The sequence below is a fragment of the Streptomyces sp. MNU76 genome, assembly GCF_020982545.1.
Taxonomy (GTDB): domain Bacteria; phylum Actinomycetota; class Actinomycetes; order Streptomycetales; family Streptomycetaceae; genus Streptomyces.
Map to the genome: position 1 here is coordinate 991922 of NZ_JAJKLK010000003.1, position 16846 is coordinate 1008767.

Genomic DNA, 16846 nt, shown 5'->3' on the forward strand with positions numbered 1-16846 from the left:
CGGGCTGCGGTGGGGATCGGGGCGCGGCGGGGATCGGGTCGCGCCGCGGTCACGGTGCGACGAAGACGTAGCGCCGGTAGGTGACGAAGCGGAACAGGGTGGCGAGGACCCAGCCGAAGACGCGGGCGGCGTTGTCGCTCGCCATCGATTCCAGCCCGAGCAGATGCCGTGAGGCGAAGACCGTGCCCGCGGTGATGGCGACACCGACCGCGTTCACGAACAGGAACAGGGTCAGTTCCTGCGTCATGTTCTCGCGATGCCGGTGGCGGTAGGTCCAGTAGCGGTTCCCCGCCCAGCTGAAGAGCGCCGCGGCGGACGTCGCGACGACGGAGGCCGGCACGGGGTCGGCTCGCATCACCCCGCCCTCCGCGCCGCCGGGAAGGCCGAACACCAGCAGGTTGTAGCCGCCGTTGTCCACCACGAAGGCCAGCGCCCCGATGGCCCCGAACTTGGCGGCCTCGCGCCAGACGCCCCGGACGGCGTCACGTACACGCAGTGCCATGGATACGAGGACCAGCACACGGCGAGAGTAACGACCCGGCGCGTCCTGACCGTCCGGACGCGCCCATAACGCATTATTTCCTATCGTCATCCGAAATTCCGTCGTCATCCGTAGTTCTGTCGTCGTCCGACGGCGGGTCAGGCAAGGAGTGGCCGTGCAACCGACGATCGCGTGTGTCGTGCCGTGTCACAACGAGGAGGCCGCCGTCGGCAAGGTGGTGCGCGACCTGAGGATGGCGCTCCCCGAGGCGGACATCTACGTGTACGACAACGCCTCGACCGACCGCACGGTGGAGGTCGCCCGGGCAGCGGGCGCGATCGTCCGTCAGGAACCGCGCAAGGGAAAGGGCAACGTCATCCGGCGGGCCTTCGCCGATGTCGACGCCGACGCCCTGCTGCTCATCGACGGCGACGACACCTACGACGCGTCCCGGGCACGCGACCTGGTCGACCTGCTCTTCGAGGGGCCGTACGACCAGGTGGTCGGCGCCCGCCGGGAGACCGTCAGCGAGGCCTACCGGGTGGGGCACGCGACCGGCAACAGGCTGCTCACCGGCGCGGTGCGGTTCCTGTTCGGCAACGACGTGACCGACATGCTGAGCGGCTACCGCGTCTTCTCGCGCCGCTTCGTCAAGTCCTTCCCGGCGCTGGCCCGCCAGTTCGAGACCGAGACCGAGATGACCATCCACGCGCTCCACCTCCGGCTGCCCACGGCCGAGGTGGAGGTGGACTACCGGGTCAGACCCGCCGGGAGCGAGAGCAAACTGCGCACCTTCCGGGACGGCTGGCGCATCCTGCGGGTCATCCTCGATCTCGCCCGGCGCGAGCGGCCCTCGCTCGTCCACACCGTGGTCGCGGGAATCCTGGCCTTCGTCTCGGTCGTCCTCGGCATCCCCGTCATCGCCGAGTTCATCCGCACGGGCACCGTGCCGCGCATCCCCACGGCGATCCTCGCCGCCGCGATCATGACGATCGCCGTGCTCGTCCTGCTCGTCGGCTACATCCTGGAGTCCTTGATGCGCATGCGTCAGGAACACTCCCGTCTCGTGCACCTGGCCTACGCGGCGCCGGGCCGCCGACCTCGCTACACGGGGCACCGGCCGGGCACCGGCCCTGTGCCCGCCAGGAACGTCTCGGGCAGCCGTTGACCCGGTCCGTCCCGACGCCGACGCCGACACCGCCGTAGCGCCGGCCGCCGAACCGACGCCGACACCGCCTCAGCGCCGGCCGCCGAACTCCCAGTCGTGGACCTCGACGGTGGCGTACCGGTCCGCGGTCAGGACGGCGCGTGCCGAGTCCGGGTCCGGGGCCCTGAGCAGCACCGCGGTCCCCAGCCACGCGGTGCCGTCGTCGGACAGCAGCGGCCCGTACGCGATCAGATCGTCCCGGTCGGACGGTACGTCGACGTCGGCGGCCGGCCCCGAGCCGAGGCCGAGCACCAGGTACCGGGTGCCGCCGCCGGCGCCACCCGGAAACTCCCACATGGTGCGCCCCAGCAGATTCCGCCACCGGCGCAGCAGCACGTCCCGGTACGAGCCCGCCTGGTAGTTGGGCTCGTCGAAGGCGAACGCGCGGGCGGCGGCGGGATCGGGCAGGTCGACGATGTGCACGCTGCCGGTGGGAGTCTCGCCGTCACCGGCGAACGTCGGGCCGCGCGCGATCAGCTCCTTCTCGTACCCGTCCATGTAGGACCAGTGCTGCTCCAGCAGTTCCTCGCGCAACGGGAGGGAGCCGGGCCGGTCGCGGTGGTAGCAGAAGTACTCCATGACCAGACCCTCCCCGACATCCGGCGGTGGCTCAACGGACTTTAGCGACCGGGCCCTTCGCGACCGGGCCCTTCGCGACGTACGGCCAAACGTGGCCGCGACCGTATCCCAGGCACCCATCTAACCGCAGGTCAGGTTGGGTGGGACGGTTCCAGGGTGCTCGATGGGCCGTCGGCTGTTGCGCCCGGCTGTTGTGACCGCTGATGCTCTTGGTGTCGCACCGAGCGGGGCCCGGCCGACCACCGGTCTCTTCGGGGCGTTCATGACCACGCACCACTCAACCCAGGGGGAACACCCATGTCCATGCGTATGCGTACGAGCGTTCTCGCCGCTCTCGCCGTCGCCGCCCTCTCGGCGGGCGCGGTGTCGACGGCGCCGGCCGCCGGGGCCGCAACGAAGGCCGCCGCGCCCAAGTTCCTGTCGGCGTCCCAGCTGCCCCCGCACCCGACGTCGTCCTGGACCGCCGGGCCGGTCACCGAGGGGTTCCCGGAGGCCCTCGGCGTCAGTGTGAGCACGGAGGGCGTGCTCGACTGGGACTACCGGCACCGGGAGTTCCGCACCGACGTGGACACCAGCGCCGTGCAGCTGACCGCCGTGACGGGCTCGGCCTCCCAGGCCAAGGCCCTGGCGAAGCACTACGACGACCTGATCCGCACCTGCGCCGACCGCCTGGAGGCGAACTCGCCCGACGTCGACGCCGAGGGCCGGGACTTCGGCACGCTGCCGGTGGAGGAGGGCGCCCATGTCCGCGGCGTGAACGTCGAGACGGCGGGCGGGTCCACCGATGTCTCCCTGCTGTCGGTGGGACGGGACGGCAAGACCGTCACCGTCGTGCGGTGGCAGCAGTTGGGCGACTTCACCGGTGCGCCCGTGGCTGCCTTCAAGAAGACCACGACCACGGCCGTCAACAAGCTGTACTGACCGGACGTCCACCGCACAGTGCCAGGGGCCGTCCTCCCGTCAGGGGGGACGGAAGGACGGCCCCGTACCACTGCCGGCGCACGGGGCCGGGGCGGAGAGCGAACGGAACGCGTTCCTGTGGCGTCCGAGGCACATGCGGGCATCGCGACCTCGGTCGGCGGTGTCCGTCAGGGCGGACGGGACGGGGCGGCAAGGATCGGGGGCGTTGTGATGAGCGGAGTGACGATTCATCTTCCGCGGGACGGACAGAGGAACGGAGGTGGTTGCGGCCACGGGGTGGAGAACGGGGGCCGCGTCGAGGCCCGGGGACAAGGTGCGGCGCCGGTGACCCTGCGTCTGGGACCGGGGGACGTCGCCCGGTTCGGGCGCGGTTCGGCCGACACCCCGGTGGAGGTGCGGCTCGGCGATCCGGCGGTCTCCCGGCTGGCGGGCGAGATACGGGTGGCCGAGGACCACTGGCAGTTGAGCAACTTCAGTGCTACCCAGAGCTACTTGGTGGAGAACCCGGAGGGGGCCGGGGAGTACTTACGCGTCCCACCGCGCCGGGCCGGGGCACCCATCCCCTTCGAGTTCGCCCGGGTCGTCCTGCCCACCCGGGGGGCGACGGTGAGCTTCCAGGTGTTCGCGCCGGATCACGTGTACCTCGACGCCGACCGCGCGCAGCTCGCGGGCGGCCGGTGGGGGACACAGACCCTCGTCGCCTACTCCCTGGACGAGACCGCCACCTACTTCCTGATCCTGGTGGCGCTCTGCGAGCCCCGGCTGCGCGACGAGTCGGTGATCGCCGTGCCGACCACGCCCCAGATCGTCGAACGTCTCAGGAACTGCCCGGGGCACCGCGGGCTCACCGCCCGTGCCGTCAGCTCCCACATCGACTACCTCGCCGAGGAGAAGCTCCGGCTGGTCGCCGGCTCCGCGACGGACCCGGGGCCCAGCGCCCGCCGCAACGGCAAGCGCGAGGCGATCGTCGGGCTCGCACTCCGCTTCGGACTGGTCCGCGAGGAGCACCTGGGTCTGCTGCCTCCGCGCGTGGCGGAAGGCGTACGGGCGAGAGCGTGCGTCGGATGAGCGCGCCCCTGGCCCACTTACCGGCCGGCTACCGGGTGGGCGACTGGGAGGTCGGGGAACGGATCGCGAGCGGGGGCTGGGGAACCGTCCACGAGGGCCGACCCGCGAGCCCGAGGGGCGACGAACCGCGAGGCCGGTCCGAGGGCGGGCGGGAGCGAGCCGTCGCGCTCAAGTTCCTGCCCACCGTCGGACTGGCCCCACGTCAGGCGCACGCTCTCGTGGAGACCGCCCGGCGCGAGACCGAGTTCGGGCGCCGGACCCGCCATCCACGACTGATCCGGATGCTCGACTCGGTCGTGCTCAGCGAACCCGGCGACCCCGCTCTGGACGGAGCCGTCGTCCTGATCATGGAGCGGGCGGAGCACAGCCTGCGCCAGCTCCTCGAACAGGACGGCCCGGCGCCGACGGAGCCCGCGGCGTCGCGCATCCTCACCGGGATCTGCGAAGGTCTGGCCCATCTGCACGGCATCAACTGGGTGCACGGCGATCTCAAGCCCGACAACGTACTGATCATGGCCGACGGTTCCGTCCGACTCTCCGACTTCGGTCTCGCCGCCGAGTTGGACAGCCCCGACGGCACCCACGGCCATATGCCGCCACTGGGCACCCCCGACTATCTGCCCCCGGAACGCTGGAGGGCCCCGCTGGACGAGCGCGGCGTGCAGGTGTGGCCCAGCCACGACATCTGGGCTCTCGGCATCGTGATCCACGAGATGTTCGCCGGCGGGACCTCACCGTTCCCCGGGGCCACACCGGTGGCACGCGGGGCGGCGGTGCAGGAGTACGCCCATGGGCGCGCCCCGCTGCGTCTGGACGACGCCGTACCGCCCGTCTGGCGCGAACTGGCCGCCGACTGCCTGGCGCCGACGCACGCCCAGCGCGCCGTCCACACCGCGGAAAGCCTGCTCACCCGGATGCGGCGGGCGCCGGTGCCGCCCGCCGGTCCGTGAGACGTCACCTGGGAGCTGAGACGTCACCGGGGACCTTCGTGGGGCTCGCAGTTGCGGATCACGACGCCGTCGTTGCCCCTCGCCTCGTCGTTCCCCCAGCGCTGGAGGTAGTACGCCGACACAAAGGCACGGGCCTTCCCACCGGGCACCACCTCGTCGAGGTCGGTCAGCAGCCAGTAGTGGTTGTAGGAGGTCCCCACCTCCACCTTGTCCCCCCGCAGCTTGCACAGGACGTAGTTGGTGCCCTTGTAGAGCTTGCCCTGAGGCGCGCACGCGGGCCTGCTGTCGCCGACGCAGTCGACGGCGGCGTAACCGGTCGCGTCGGCGAAGGTGTCCACCCAGTACCGCGCCGGCTGGCCACCGCCACCGCCGCCGCAGGCGTTGGTGCTGGTCACCTGGGGGAAGGTGTCGTCCGGTGACAGCCGGTACTCGGTCCCCTGGATCACCGGGTGGACGATCTCGTCGTTCTCGCCGTTGTTGTCCCCGTTGGTGTCGTACAACTGCTCGTAGTGCAGGTGTGCGGAGGTGGTGCCGACCAGGCCCAGCCGCCCGAGCGTGGCTCCGGAGGCGACCTGCTGCCCGCGGCGTACGTCGATGCGGTCCATGTGCAGATAGACCGTGAACCAGCCGTTGCCGTGGTTGATCTCCAGGCCACCCGGCTCGAAGAGCTCGGTGACCGTGCCGGCCGCGGACGCGGCCACCAGGGCGCCGAGGGTGTTCCCGCCGACCCGGTACATGTCGAGCTTCTTGTCGTCCGGCGCGTGCCCTCGGTACGTCTGCAGCTGCCACTTCTGCCCGCAGGCGAAGGGCAGTCTGAAGTCGGGTCTGGCGGCCGGCGCCGCTGCCGCCGAGCGCGCGGCTCCCGGCGCGGCCGATGTGGCCGGTGCCGTGGCCGCCAGCGTCGTCAGGAGAGCCACGAACACCACCAGAGCCATGGCCCCTGAGCCCGGACCTCTCCCTCGTCGGAACCGCATGTAGCCCCACCCCTCCCTGTCACCGATCGCCATGGCTGTCGCGTCGCCACGGTGCCCGATGCGGCAGGGAAAGGTACCCCCGCACGTTCCGGATGCCCTGTCCCGCAGTCCCACGGCTAGCTTGCGAACCGTCGGTGCACAGCCGCATCGGTCGCGACTAACCGGAGGAGATCACGTGAGGTTGAGAAGGATCAGCAAGCGGGCGGCTGCGATGGTCGCGACGATGATCGCCGCGGTGGCCCTTCCGCTGGCGGCGCAGGCACCGGCACAGGCAGCACCGAACGGTGCGACCGGAGCGGCCGCATGGACGCCGGAGATCTACCCGCTGTTCTCGGGCGAGCAGGTGTGGCGGGATATCCCGAGCAAGGATCGGGACTGGTGGTTGAGGTGGTGCTCCGAGGCAAGTGGAATCGCCTGCGTGTCGGTTGGCCAAGGCGACGGCAAGCACAGCGTCTTCCACCTGTTCAAGTGCGATACGCGGTCGCTCTCGAACTTCATCGACGCGCTCGCTGTTCGCAACAACCAGACTGGCGGAGCCGTGGTCCATTTCTGGGGGCCCAACCACCACAGGTACATGCCTGCGAGCTACAACACCATCTACACGGTCCCGGACCACGTGACGTACGACTTCAATCGCCTCGATATCTGCTGAGGGCACATCGCCCCGGGCACGCTGATCACGCCGGAACTCGTCGCGGGTCTGACAGAAGCCCACAACTCGGGCCGCGCTTTACTGTCGCCTCACCCGCCCTCGTACCCGTGAGTCACTGATCAGACTGGTGGATCCCGCTGACCACAGGCAACGAGGGGAACCACCCATGAACGGCTCGCGAATCGCCGCCGTCGGCCACTACCAGCCCGCCAAGGTCCTCACCAACGAGGACCTGGCGGGCCTGGTCGACACCAGTGACGAGTGGATCACGAGCCGAGTGGGCATCCGCACCCGGCACATCGCGGGCCCCGACGAGCCGGTGGACGAGCTGGCCGGGCACGCCGCCGCCAAGGCGCTCGCCGCCGCCGGACTCGGTCCGGAGGCCATCGACCTGGTCGTGGTCGCCACCTCCACCGCCGTCGACCGTTCCCCGAACATGGCGGCCCGGGTCGCGCACCGGCTCTCCATCCCGAACCCGGCCGCCATGGACGTCAACGTCGTGTGCGCCGGGTTCACCCACGCCCTGGCCACCGCCGACCACGCCGTCCGCGCGGGCGCCGCCACCCGGGCCCTCGTCATCGGCGCCGACAAGATGTCCGAGGTCACCGACTGGACCGACCGCACCACCTGTGTCCTCGTCGGGGACGGCGCGGGCGCGGCCGTCGTCGAGGCCGCCGAGGAGCCCGGCATCGGGCCGGTGCTGTGGGGATCGGTGCCCGAGATGGGCAACGCCGTACGGATCGAGGGCACCCCCGCCCGGTTCGCACAGGAGGGGCAGAGCGTCTACCGCTGGGCCACCACCAAGCTGCCGCCCATCGCCCGCGCCGCCTGCGAGAAGGCCGGGCTCACCCCCGCCGACCTCGCCGCGGTCGTACTGCACCAGGCCAACCTGCGCATCATCGAGCCCCTCGCCGAGAAGATCGGCGCGGTGAACGCCGTCGTCGCCAGGGACGTCGTCCACTCCGGCAACACCTCGGCCGCCAGCATCCCCCTCGCCTTCTCCAAGCTCGTCGAACGCGGCGAGATCTCCTCCGGCGACCCCGTGCTGCTGTTCGGCTTCGGCGGCAACCTGTCCTACGCCGGACAGGTGGTCCGCTGCCCCTGAGCAGGGCGTTCGTGGCGCGATGACGGCGATGTGACGAGTCCGACCCTCCATCGGGCTGGCCATTGTGGCCCGTAGACTGTAGACGAAAGCCAATCCATACTGGCTGTTGACTTGGATTTTCCCGTTCTTCCGAGTTCTTTCCAGTACGGGCCGTTGACTTTCCGTGTGCGTGACATCCAGTGGTGCTCTGGAGGGGGACCCCAATGTTGTCGACAGGACTTCCGCAAGGGGCCGTGCCCAAGCTCGAACGCCCCGGTCCACTGCGCGACCGCGTCTACGAGGCCCTGCTCGAACTCATCACCACCCGTGCGCTGCGCCCCGGCCAGCACCTCGTCGAGAGCGAACTCGCCGGGCACCTCGGGGTCTCCCGGCAGCCCGTCCGCGAGGCCCTGCAGCGGCTCAACACCGAGGGGTGGGTCGACCTCCGGCCCGCCCAGGGCGCGTTCGTGCACGAGCCGACGGAGGCGGAGGCCGACCAACTCCTCACCGTCCGCACCCTGCTGGAGGCCGAGGCCGCCCGTCTCGCCGCGGCGAACGCCGGTACGGCGGGCATCACGGCCCTGGAGGAGCTCTGCGCGGAGGGCGAGCGGGCCGTCGAGGCCGACGACGTCGACGCGGCCGTCGCCCTCAACGCCCGCTTCCACGCCAAGGTCATGGAGCTGGCCGGCAACACGGTCCTCGCCGAACTCGCCGCCCAGGTCGACCGCCGTGTGCGCTGGTACTACACCCCGGTCGCCCGGCAACGCGGCCACCAGTCCTGGATCGAGCACCGCGAACTCATCGCGGCGATCTCGGGCCGCGACGAACAGCGGGCCACGGAGGTCATGCGGGCCCACACGGAACACACCCGCAAGACGTACCACGAGCGGGAGAAGTGAGGGAGATTCACGAGCAGGGCGGCCGCTGTCTCTGAGACGGCCGCCCTTTTCGCGCGCCGCCGACGCGGGGCGCCAGACCGTCGTGGGCCTCGGCCGTCGCGGGCCTCGGCCGTCGCGGACCCGGACGTCCTGAACCTCGTGGGCCTTGGCCCTCGTGGACCTCGGCGCCGACAGCCGCTCGTGGCGCGTCGTCGCTGGTGGGCGGGCGCGGTGAGTTGGTGGCAGCTGGGCGCCGTTGCTCGCCCGGTGGACCGCCTCCGCCCTGCTCCTCGGCGGTCGCACCCTGCGGGGCGTGCATGTCCCGGCCCGCCGCCGTGACGCCCTTTGTCCTCTCAGTGGAGAAAGTTGACGGCAATTCCTGCGCAACTTCTTCCCAGCCCCGGCAGCCGCTGCTACGTTCCCCTGCGAAAGGACGGTCGCGGCGAAGTGGCCGGAACCCGAAGGACGTTGCGGCCGGTTGAGGCGGGGAGGGGCTTGTGAGACGTATGACGGCTCGACCCGCGAACGCGCATCAGGCTCGGCTGCTGCGGCTGTTGCGGGACGGAGGGCCCAACTCGCGGGCCCAGCTGGGCGATCGGGTGGACCTCTCGCGGTCGAAACTGGCCGTGGAGGTGGACCGGCTCCTGGAGACGGGACTGGTCGTGGCCGACGGACTCGCCGCCTCGCGCGGTGGCCGCCGGTCGCACAACATCCGCCTCGCTCCCCAACTGCGTTTCCTGGGCGTGGACATCGGCGCCACCTCGATCGATGTGGCTGTCACCAACGCCGAGTTGGAGATCCTCGGGCACATCAATCAGCCGATGGACGTCCGGGAGGGCCCCGTCGCCGTCTTCGAGCAGGTGCTGTCCATGGCGGCCAAGCTCAAGGCCTCCGGGCTCGCGGAAGGGTTCGACGGCGCCGGCATCGGCGTCCCCGGACCGGTCCGCTTCCCGGAGGGCGTCCCGGTCGCCCCGCCGATCATGCCGGGCTGGGACGGGTTCCCGGTCCGCGAGGCGCTCAGCCAGGAACTCGGCTGCCCCGTCATGGTCGACAACGACGTGAACCTGATGGCGATGGGGGAGATGCACGCGGGCGTGGCCCGTTCCGTGGGCGACTTCCTCTGCGTCAAGATCGGCACCGGCATCGGCTGTGGCATCGTCGTCGGTGGTGAGGTCCACCGCGGTACGACGGGCAGCGCCGGCGACATCGGGCACATCCTCGCCGTACCGGACGGCCGCCCCTGCGCCTGCGGCAACCGGGGCTGCCTGGAGGCCCACTTCAGCGGCGCCGCCCTCGCCCGCGACGCCGGGGAAGCCGCCCAGCAGGGACTCTCGGCGGAACTCGCCTCGCGTCTGGAGACCAACGGCACCCTCACCGCCGTCGACGTGGCCGCCGCGGCCGCCGCCGGCGACGCCACCGCGCTCGACCTGATACGCGAGGGCGGCAACCGCACCGGCCAGGTCATCGCCGGACTCGTCAGCTTCTTCAACCCCGGCCTGGTGGTGATCGGCGGCGGAGTGACCGGCCTCGGCCACACCCTGCTCGCCGCCATCCGCACCCAGGTCTACCGTCAGTCACTGCCTCTCGCGACCAACAATCTGCCCATCGTGCTGGGGGAGTTGGGGCCCACCGCCGGAGTCATCGGCGCGGCCCGTCTCATCAGCGACCACCTGTTCTCACCCGCGTGAGCCCTCTTCCGTTCGCACCCGCCTAGGCCCTCGACCGCCCGGGCCCACCAGCACAGCGCTCTGCCTCGCCCTGCCCGAAACGCCTGCCCAGCAGACGGCTTCGCCCTGAAACCGGCCCGCACGCCCGCCAAGGGGAACTCATGGCACCAGAATTACCGCTGCTCACCATGTCCGGCATCACCAAGTCGTTCCCCGGAGTCCGGGCCCTGGACGGCGTCGACCTCGACGTCCAGGCCGGAGAGGTCCACTGCCTGCTCGGCCAGAACGGCGCCGGGAAGTCCACCCTGATCAAGGTCCTGGCCGGTGCCCACCAGCCCGACGACGGCACCATCACCTGGCGGGGCGAACCCGTCACCCTCAAGTCCCCGATCGCCGCCATGCGCCTCGGCATCGCCACCATCTACCAGGAACTCGACCTGGTCGAGGGGCTGTCGGTGGCCGAGAACGTCCACCTCGGACACGAGCCCACCGCGGCCGGCTTCGTCGTACGAGGGAAGGCGGCGCGGGCGTCGACGGCCGCGCTGCTCAAGCGACTCGGCCATCCGGAGGTCGATCCGGCGCGGCTGGTGGGTGAGTTGTCGGCCGCGCAGCAGCAGATCGTTTCCATGGCGCGGGCGCTCTCCCACGACGTACGGCTGATCGTGATGGACGAACCCTCGGCCGCCCTCGACCCGGACGAGGTCGACAACCTGTTCAGGATCGTCGGCGACCTGACCGCCGACGGCGTGGCCGTCGTCTACATCTCGCACCGCCTGGAGGAGATCCGCCGGATCGGCGACCGGGTGACCGTACTGAAGGACGGGCGGGCCGTGGCGGGCGGGCTGCCCGCGAAGTCCACGCCGACGCGCGAGGTCGTGGCCCTGATGACCGGGCGCAACGTCGAGTACGTCTTCCCCGACCGCCCGCCCGCGCCCCGGCCGCCGTCGAGCCCGTCCTCCAGGTGCGGGGACTGGCGCGCGCCGGGGAGTTCGAGCCGTTCGACCTGGACGTGCGGCCCGGCGAGATCGTGGGGCTCGCCGGACTCGTCGGCTCCGGACGCTCGGAGATCCTGGAGACGATCTACGGCGCACGCAAGCCCAATGCCGGTCAAGTCACCGTGGAAGGGCGGCAGTTGAGGCTCGGCAGTGTACGGGCCGCCGTACGGGCCGGGCTCGGGCTCGCACCCGAGGAGCGCAAGGCGCAGGCGCTGCTGATGCTGGAGTCCGTCACCAGAAACGTTTCCGTGTCGTCGATGTCCCGCTTCGCACGCGTCGGCTGGATCGACCGGGCGGCGGAGCTGAAAGGAGCGCGCGCGGCGACCCGCGAGCTGTCCCTGCGCCCCGACAACCCGGCCGTCCCCGTCCGCACCCTCTCCGGAGGCAACCAACAGAAGGCGGTCCTCGCCCGTTGGCTGCTGCGCGGCTGCCGGGTCCTGCTGCTCGACGAGCCGACCCGGGGCGTCGACGTCGGAGCCCGCGCCGAGCTGTACGCGGTGGTGCGCCGGCTCGCCGACGAAGGGCTCGCCGTACTGCTGGTCTCCAGCGAGGTGCCCGAAGTCCTCGGCCTCGCCGACCGGGTGCTCGTCCTGCGCGAGGGACGGGTCGTGCACACCGCGCCCGCCCGTGAGCTCGACGAACACCGTGTCCTCGACCTCGTGATGGAAGGAAGCCCGGTGGCCAGTGTGGCAAGTCCGGTGGCCGGTGCGGGGAGCCCCGCGACCGGTGAAGGGAGCCCGGCGTCATGACCCAGCCCGTGTCCCCGCCCCGGGACGGCGCCGACAAGGCGCCCCCCGTCAGTGAACCGCCGGCCTGGCGCACCCTCGTGTTCCGCGCCGACGTGCGCACCCTCTCGCTCCTCGGTGTCCTGGCGGCGCTGATCGTCATCGGCGGCGCCACCCGGCCCGACGAGTTCCTCGACACCCGCAACCTCCAACTCGTCCTCACCCAGGCCTCCGTCATCGGCGTGGTCACCGTCGGCATGACCTTCGTCATCACCTCCGGCGGCATCGACCTGTCGGTGGGGGCGATCGTCGCCCTGGCGTCGGTGTGGGCGACGACCGTGGCCACACAGGAGTACGGCTTCGCCGGCATCCTCTTCACGGCGGTGATCGTCGGCGTCGGCTGCGGCCTGGTGAACGGACTGCTCATCGCCTACGGCGGGATGGTCCCCTTCATCGCCACCCTCGCCATGCTCGCCTCGGCCCGCGGACTCGCCCTCCAGATCACCGACGGCAGCACCCAGGTCGTCACCGTCGACGCCATCCTCGACCTCGGAGAACGCGACGCGTACGTCCTCGGTATCCCGCCGCTCGTCCTGGTCTTCGCACTCGTGACGATCATCGGCTGGCTCGTGCTGAACCGCACGACCTTCGGCCGGCGCACGGTCGCCGTCGGCGGCAACGCGGAGGCGGCCCGGCTCGCGGGCATCGACGTCCGCCGCCAGCGGCTCTATCTGTACCTGCTCTCCGGACTGTGCTGCGGCATCGCCGCCTTCCTGCTGATCGTGCTCTCCGGCTCGGGCCAGAACACCAACGGCAACCTCTACGAACTCGACGCCATCGCCGCCGCGATCATCGGCGGCACCCTGCTCAGCGGTGGCCGGGGCACCATCACCGGCTCCGTCCTCGGCGTCCTGATCTTCACCACGATCACCAACATCTTCGCGCTCAACAACCTGCAGAGCGACGTCCAGCAGATCGCCAAGGGCGCGATCATCGTCGCCGCGGTCCTGGTCCAGCGACGCACGGCCAGCACGACCTGACCACCGAAGAGCCGACACGCGAAAGGTCCACCGCCATGCCAGAGTTCACCAGCCGCAGAGGACTGCTCTTCGGGACCGCCGCCGTCTCGGCAGGCGCCCTCCTCGTAGGTTGCACCAGCAACGAGACCAAGGACGACCCGGCCGCGAACGACCAGCCCGCCGCCGACGACAAGCCCGGCAAGGCGGTCACCATCGGCTTCGCCGGACCGCAGGCCGACCACGGCTGGCTCAACGCGATCAACCAGAACGCCAAGAGCCGCGCCGAGCGGTACGAGGACGTCACCCTGGAGATCACCGAGGGGTCGAACGACACCGCCCAGCAGATCGGGCAGATCGAGACCCTCATCAACAAGAAGGTCGACGTCCTGGTCGTGCTGCCGGCCGACGGCAAGGCGCTCACCCAGGTCGGCCTCAAGGCGATGCGGGCCGGCATCCCCGTGGTCAACCTCGACCGGATCTTCAACTCCCCGCAGGCGTACCGCTGCTGGATCGGCGGCGACAACTACGGCATGGGCCTCAACGCCGGCCACTACATCGGCGAGAAGCTCAAGGACAAGAGCGACGCCCGGGTCATCGAGCTCGCCGGGCTGGACAACCTGGAGCTGACCAAGCAGCGCACCCAGGGCTTCGACGACGCCCTGAAGAACTACCCGAACATCAAGAAGGTCGCCCGGCAGGCCGCCGAGTTCACCGTCGAGTCCGGGCAGGCCAAGATGGCCCAACTCCTGCAGGCCCAGTCGAACTTCGACGCCCTGTGGAACCACGACGACGACCAGGGCGTCGGCGCCCTGCGCGCCATCGAGCAGGCCGGGCGCGACGACTTCCTGATGGTCGGCGGCGCGGGCGCGCTCTCCGCGTTCCAGGCGATCAAGAAGGACGACGGGGTCCTCAAGGCGACCGTCCTCTACCCGCCGACCATGGCCGCCTCCGCGATCGACCTCGCCCGCGCCCTCGGCCAGGGCAAGGGGGTCGGTGGCCTCGCCGAGTTCGAGATCCCGTCCTCGCTGACGCTGTACTCGGCCGTCGTCGACAAGGACAACGTCGACCAGTACATGGCCACCGGCTTCAAGTGACGGGTCCCGCCCGACGGACCCGACCGGGACCACGGACCCGACCGGGACCACGGACCCGACCGCGACCGGGGGCCGGGACGACGCGGGACCCGGCCCCGGACCGCCGACCCGGGCCCCACCCCACCGCGCCACCACGAGGAGGACACACGCATGGGACAGCCGCAGCAGCCCGACCAGGCCGAGGCGGAGGTCAGGAGCGCAGGGGCCCGACGCGGGGCCCGGGGCCGGTCCGGCCGGTGCCGGTCCTCGTGCCGGGGAGTGGCCCGCGGGGCTCGCCGGAGGGGCGTACAAGCCGCAGTTGCGGGTCGGGATGGTCGGGTACGCCTTCATGGGGGCCGCGCACTCGCAGGGGTGGCGCACGGCGGGGCGCGTCTTCGACCTGCCGCTCACCCCCGTGCTCGCCGCCGTCTGCGGGCGGGACGCGGACGCGGTGCGGGCCATGGCGGACCGGCACGGGTGGGCGGGGACGGAGACCGACTGGCGGCGGCTGATCGCCCGCGACGACATCGACCTCGTGGACATCTGCACCCCCGGCGACAGCCACGCCGAGATCGCGCTCGCCGCGCTGGCCGCCGGCAAGCACGTGCTCTGCGAGAAGCCGCTCGCCAACACCGTGGCGGAGGCGGAGCGGATGGCGTCGGCGGCCGAAGAGGCTTACGCACAGGGCAGGTTGGCGATGGTGGGCTTCAACTACCGTCGGTTGCCCGCCACCGCGCTCGCCCGCCGCATGGTCGCCGAGGGCCGACTGGGCACCCTGCGGCACGTACGGGTGACATACCTTCAGGACTGGCTCGTGGACCCGGAGTTCCCGCTGACCTGGCGGCTGCGCAAGGAGTCCGCCGGTTCCGGGGCGCTCGGCGACCTGGGCGCCCACATCGTCGACCTCGCGCAGTACCTGGCGGGCGAGCCGGTGGTCGGAGTGTCCGCGCTGACGGAGACCTTCGTACGCGAACGGCCCCTGCCGGCCGGGGCGACCAGTGGTCTCGCGTCCTCCGCCGGCACCGCGGGCCGAGGTGCGGTCACCGTCGACGACACGGCCCTGTTCACCGGCCGCTTCGCCTCCGGAGCCGTCGCCTCCTTCGAGGCCACCCGCTTCGCCACCGGCCGCAAGAACGCCCTGTGCATCGAACTCAACGGTGAACGCGGCTCGTTGGCCTTCGACCTCGAACGGCTCAACGAACTCTCCTACCACGACCACACCGAGCCCGCCGCCCACGCCGGCTTCCGCCGCATCCTCGTCACCGAACCCGACCACCCCTACCTCGACGCCTGGTGGCCGCCGGGGCACGGCCTCGGCTACGAGCACACCTTCGTCCACCAGGCCCGAGACCTGGTCCACGCCGTGGCGGCCGGCCGACGGCCCGAGCCCTCGTTCGCGGACGGACTGCAGGTGCAGCGGGTGCTCGCGGCGGTCGAGGAGAGCGCCGAGAAGAACTCCGTCTACACCCCGACCCACTTCCCGTCCCCGCACCGTCCCACACCCCCACAACGGCCTGAGGAGGCCCGCACATGCCGCGCGACTTCACGCTCTTCACCGGCCAGTGGGCCGACCTCCCCCTCGAAGAGGTCTGCCGCCTCGCCCGCGACTTCGGCTACGACGGTCTCGAACTCGCCTGCTGGGGCGACCACTTCGAGGTCGACAAGGCCCTCGCCGACCCGTCGTACGTCGACTCCCGCCACCAACTCCTGGAGAAGTACGGCCTGAAGTGCTGGGCCGTCTCCAACCACCTGGTCGGGCAGGCGGTGTGCGACGCCATCATCGACGAACGTCACCGGGCCATCCTGCCCGCCCGCATCTGGGGCGACGGCGAGTCCGAGGGCGTGCGGCAGCGGGCCGCCGCCGAGATGGCCGACACCGCGCGGGCCGCCGCCGCCTTCGGCGTGGACACCGTCATCGGCTTCACCGGCTCGGCCATCTGGCACCTGGTCGCCATGTTCCCGCCCGCCCCCGAGGCGATGATCGAGCGCGGCTACGACGACTTCGCCATGCGCTGGAACCCGATCCTCGACGTCTTCGACGCCCAGGGCGTGCGGTTCGCGCACGAGGTCCACCCGAGCGAGATCGCCTATGACTACTGGACAACTCAGCGTGCGCTGGATGCAGTTGACCGTCGTCCGGCGTTCGGGCTGAACTTCGACCCCTCGCACTTCGTGTGGCAGGACCTCGACCCGGTCGGGTTCCTGTGGGACTTCCGCGACCGGATCTACCACGTCGACTGCAAGGAGGCCCGCAAGCGGCTCGACGGACGCAACGGCCGCCTCGGCTCGCACCTGCCCTGGGGCGACCCGCGCCGGGGCTGGGACTTCGTCTCGGCCGGCCACGGCGACGTCCCCTGGGAGGACGTCTTCCGGATGCTCCGCTCGATCGACTACCGGGGCCCGATCTCCGTGGAGTGGGAGGACGCCGGCATGGACCGGCTCCAGGGCGCCCCCGAAGCCCTCGCGCGCCTCAAGGCGTTCGACTTCGAACCCCCGACGGCCTCGTTCGACGCGGCGTTCGGCGGCAACGAGTAACGCTCCCCTGTCTTCCGGGGTGACGGCGCACCCCGGCG

The 16846-nt window shown here is 71.1% G+C and carries 14 protein-coding genes and 2 pseudogenes; 13 read left to right on the plus strand and 3 right to left on the minus strand.

Going from position 1 to position 16846, the window contains the following annotated elements:
- Positions 1 to 49 precede the first annotated feature (49 nt).
- Positions 50 to 502, minus strand: a complete 453-nt coding sequence (locus E4N62_RS10765) for a GtrA family protein (RefSeq protein WP_230213680.1) — start codon at positions 500 to 502, stop codon at positions 50 to 52.
- Between the two features lie 148 nt (positions 503 to 650).
- Between E4N62_RS10765 and E4N62_RS10770 the strand changes: the two genes are divergently transcribed.
- On the plus strand, positions 651 to 1649 hold the full coding sequence (locus tag E4N62_RS10770) for a glycosyltransferase family 2 protein (protein ID WP_308184892.1): 999 nt from the start codon (positions 651 to 653) through the stop codon (positions 1647 to 1649).
- A 69-nt stretch (positions 1650 to 1718) separates the two neighbouring features.
- On the opposite strand, the gene E4N62_RS10775 is transcribed toward E4N62_RS10770, so the two are convergent.
- A complete protein-coding gene (locus tag E4N62_RS10775) occupies positions 1719 to 2267 on the minus strand; it encodes a YciI family protein (RefSeq protein WP_230213682.1) in 549 nt (182 codons plus the stop codon).
- Between the two features lie 297 nt (positions 2268 to 2564).
- Here E4N62_RS10775 and E4N62_RS10780 point away from each other — a divergent pair, with 297 nt between their 5' ends.
- The 3 genes from E4N62_RS10780 (at position 2565) to E4N62_RS10790 (ending at position 5206) form a co-directional block, all read left to right on the plus strand.
- Positions 2565 to 3188: a hypothetical protein gene (locus E4N62_RS10780; protein ID WP_230213683.1), complete on the plus strand. Its 624-nt coding sequence runs from the start codon at positions 2565 to 2567 to the stop codon at positions 3186 to 3188.
- 210 nt (positions 3189 to 3398) lie between these two features.
- Positions 3399 to 4256 carry a serine/threonine protein kinase gene (locus E4N62_RS10785; protein WP_268269154.1) on the plus strand — a complete coding sequence of 286 codons (858 nt, stop codon included), beginning with the start codon at positions 3399 to 3401 and terminating at the stop codon, positions 4254 to 4256.
- On the plus strand, positions 4253 to 5206 hold the full coding sequence (locus tag E4N62_RS10790) for a serine/threonine-protein kinase (RefSeq protein ID WP_308184893.1): 954 nt from the start codon (positions 4253 to 4255) through the stop codon (positions 5204 to 5206). Before E4N62_RS10785 ends, E4N62_RS10790 begins: the two co-directional genes overlap by 4 nt.
- A 23-nt stretch (positions 5207 to 5229) precedes the next feature.
- On the opposite strand, the gene E4N62_RS10795 is transcribed toward E4N62_RS10790, so the two are convergent.
- Positions 5230 to 6141, minus strand: a complete 912-nt coding sequence (locus tag E4N62_RS10795) for a M23 family metallopeptidase (protein ID WP_230213685.1) — start codon at positions 6139 to 6141, stop codon at positions 5230 to 5232.
- A gap of 214 nt (positions 6142 to 6355) precedes the next feature.
- On the opposite strand from E4N62_RS10795, the gene E4N62_RS10800 reads away from it, so the two are divergent.
- The 9 genes and pseudogenes from E4N62_RS10800 (at position 6356) to E4N62_RS10840 (ending at position 16808) form a co-directional block, all read left to right on the plus strand.
- Positions 6356 to 6832 (plus strand): hypothetical protein, encoded by a 477-nt coding sequence (locus tag E4N62_RS10800; RefSeq protein WP_230213686.1) that lies wholly within the window; start codon positions 6356 to 6358, stop codon positions 6830 to 6832.
- Between the two features lie 166 nt (positions 6833 to 6998).
- Positions 6999 to 7937 (plus strand): beta-ketoacyl-ACP synthase III, encoded by a 939-nt coding sequence (locus E4N62_RS10805; RefSeq protein WP_230213687.1) that lies wholly within the window; start codon positions 6999 to 7001, stop codon positions 7935 to 7937.
- A gap of 203 nt (positions 7938 to 8140) precedes the next feature.
- On the plus strand, positions 8141 to 8815 hold the full coding sequence (locus tag E4N62_RS10810) for a GntR family transcriptional regulator (protein ID WP_184901597.1): 675 nt from the start codon (positions 8141 to 8143) through the stop codon (positions 8813 to 8815).
- 485 nt (positions 8816 to 9300) lie between these two features.
- Positions 9301 to 10482: an ROK family transcriptional regulator gene (locus tag E4N62_RS10815; RefSeq protein WP_230213688.1), complete on the plus strand. Its 1182-nt coding sequence runs from the start codon at positions 9301 to 9303 to the stop codon at positions 10480 to 10482.
- Positions 10483 to 10622: 140 nt separating this feature from the next.
- A pseudogene (locus E4N62_RS10820) lies at positions 10623 to 12205 on the plus strand (sugar ABC transporter ATP-binding protein).
- On the plus strand, positions 12202 to 13221 hold the full coding sequence (locus tag E4N62_RS10825) for an ABC transporter permease (protein ID WP_230213689.1): 1020 nt from the start codon (positions 12202 to 12204) through the stop codon (positions 13219 to 13221). Before E4N62_RS10820 ends, E4N62_RS10825 begins: the two are co-directional and overlap by 4 nt.
- Before the next feature lie 35 nt (positions 13222 to 13256).
- Positions 13257 to 14294 carry a substrate-binding domain-containing protein gene (locus E4N62_RS10830; protein ID WP_230213690.1) on the plus strand — a complete coding sequence of 346 codons (1038 nt, stop codon included), beginning with the start codon at positions 13257 to 13259 and terminating at the stop codon, positions 14292 to 14294.
- A 150-nt stretch (positions 14295 to 14444) separates the two neighbouring features.
- Positions 14445 to 15744, plus strand: a pseudogene (locus tag E4N62_RS10835) (Gfo/Idh/MocA family protein); the annotation flags it as partial.
- A 59-nt stretch (positions 15745 to 15803) separates the two neighbouring features.
- Positions 15804 to 16808, plus strand: coding sequence for a sugar phosphate isomerase/epimerase (locus tag E4N62_RS10840; protein WP_230213691.1), 1005 nt, complete (start codon positions 15804 to 15806; stop codon positions 16806 to 16808).
- Positions 16809 to 16846 lie beyond the last annotated feature (38 nt).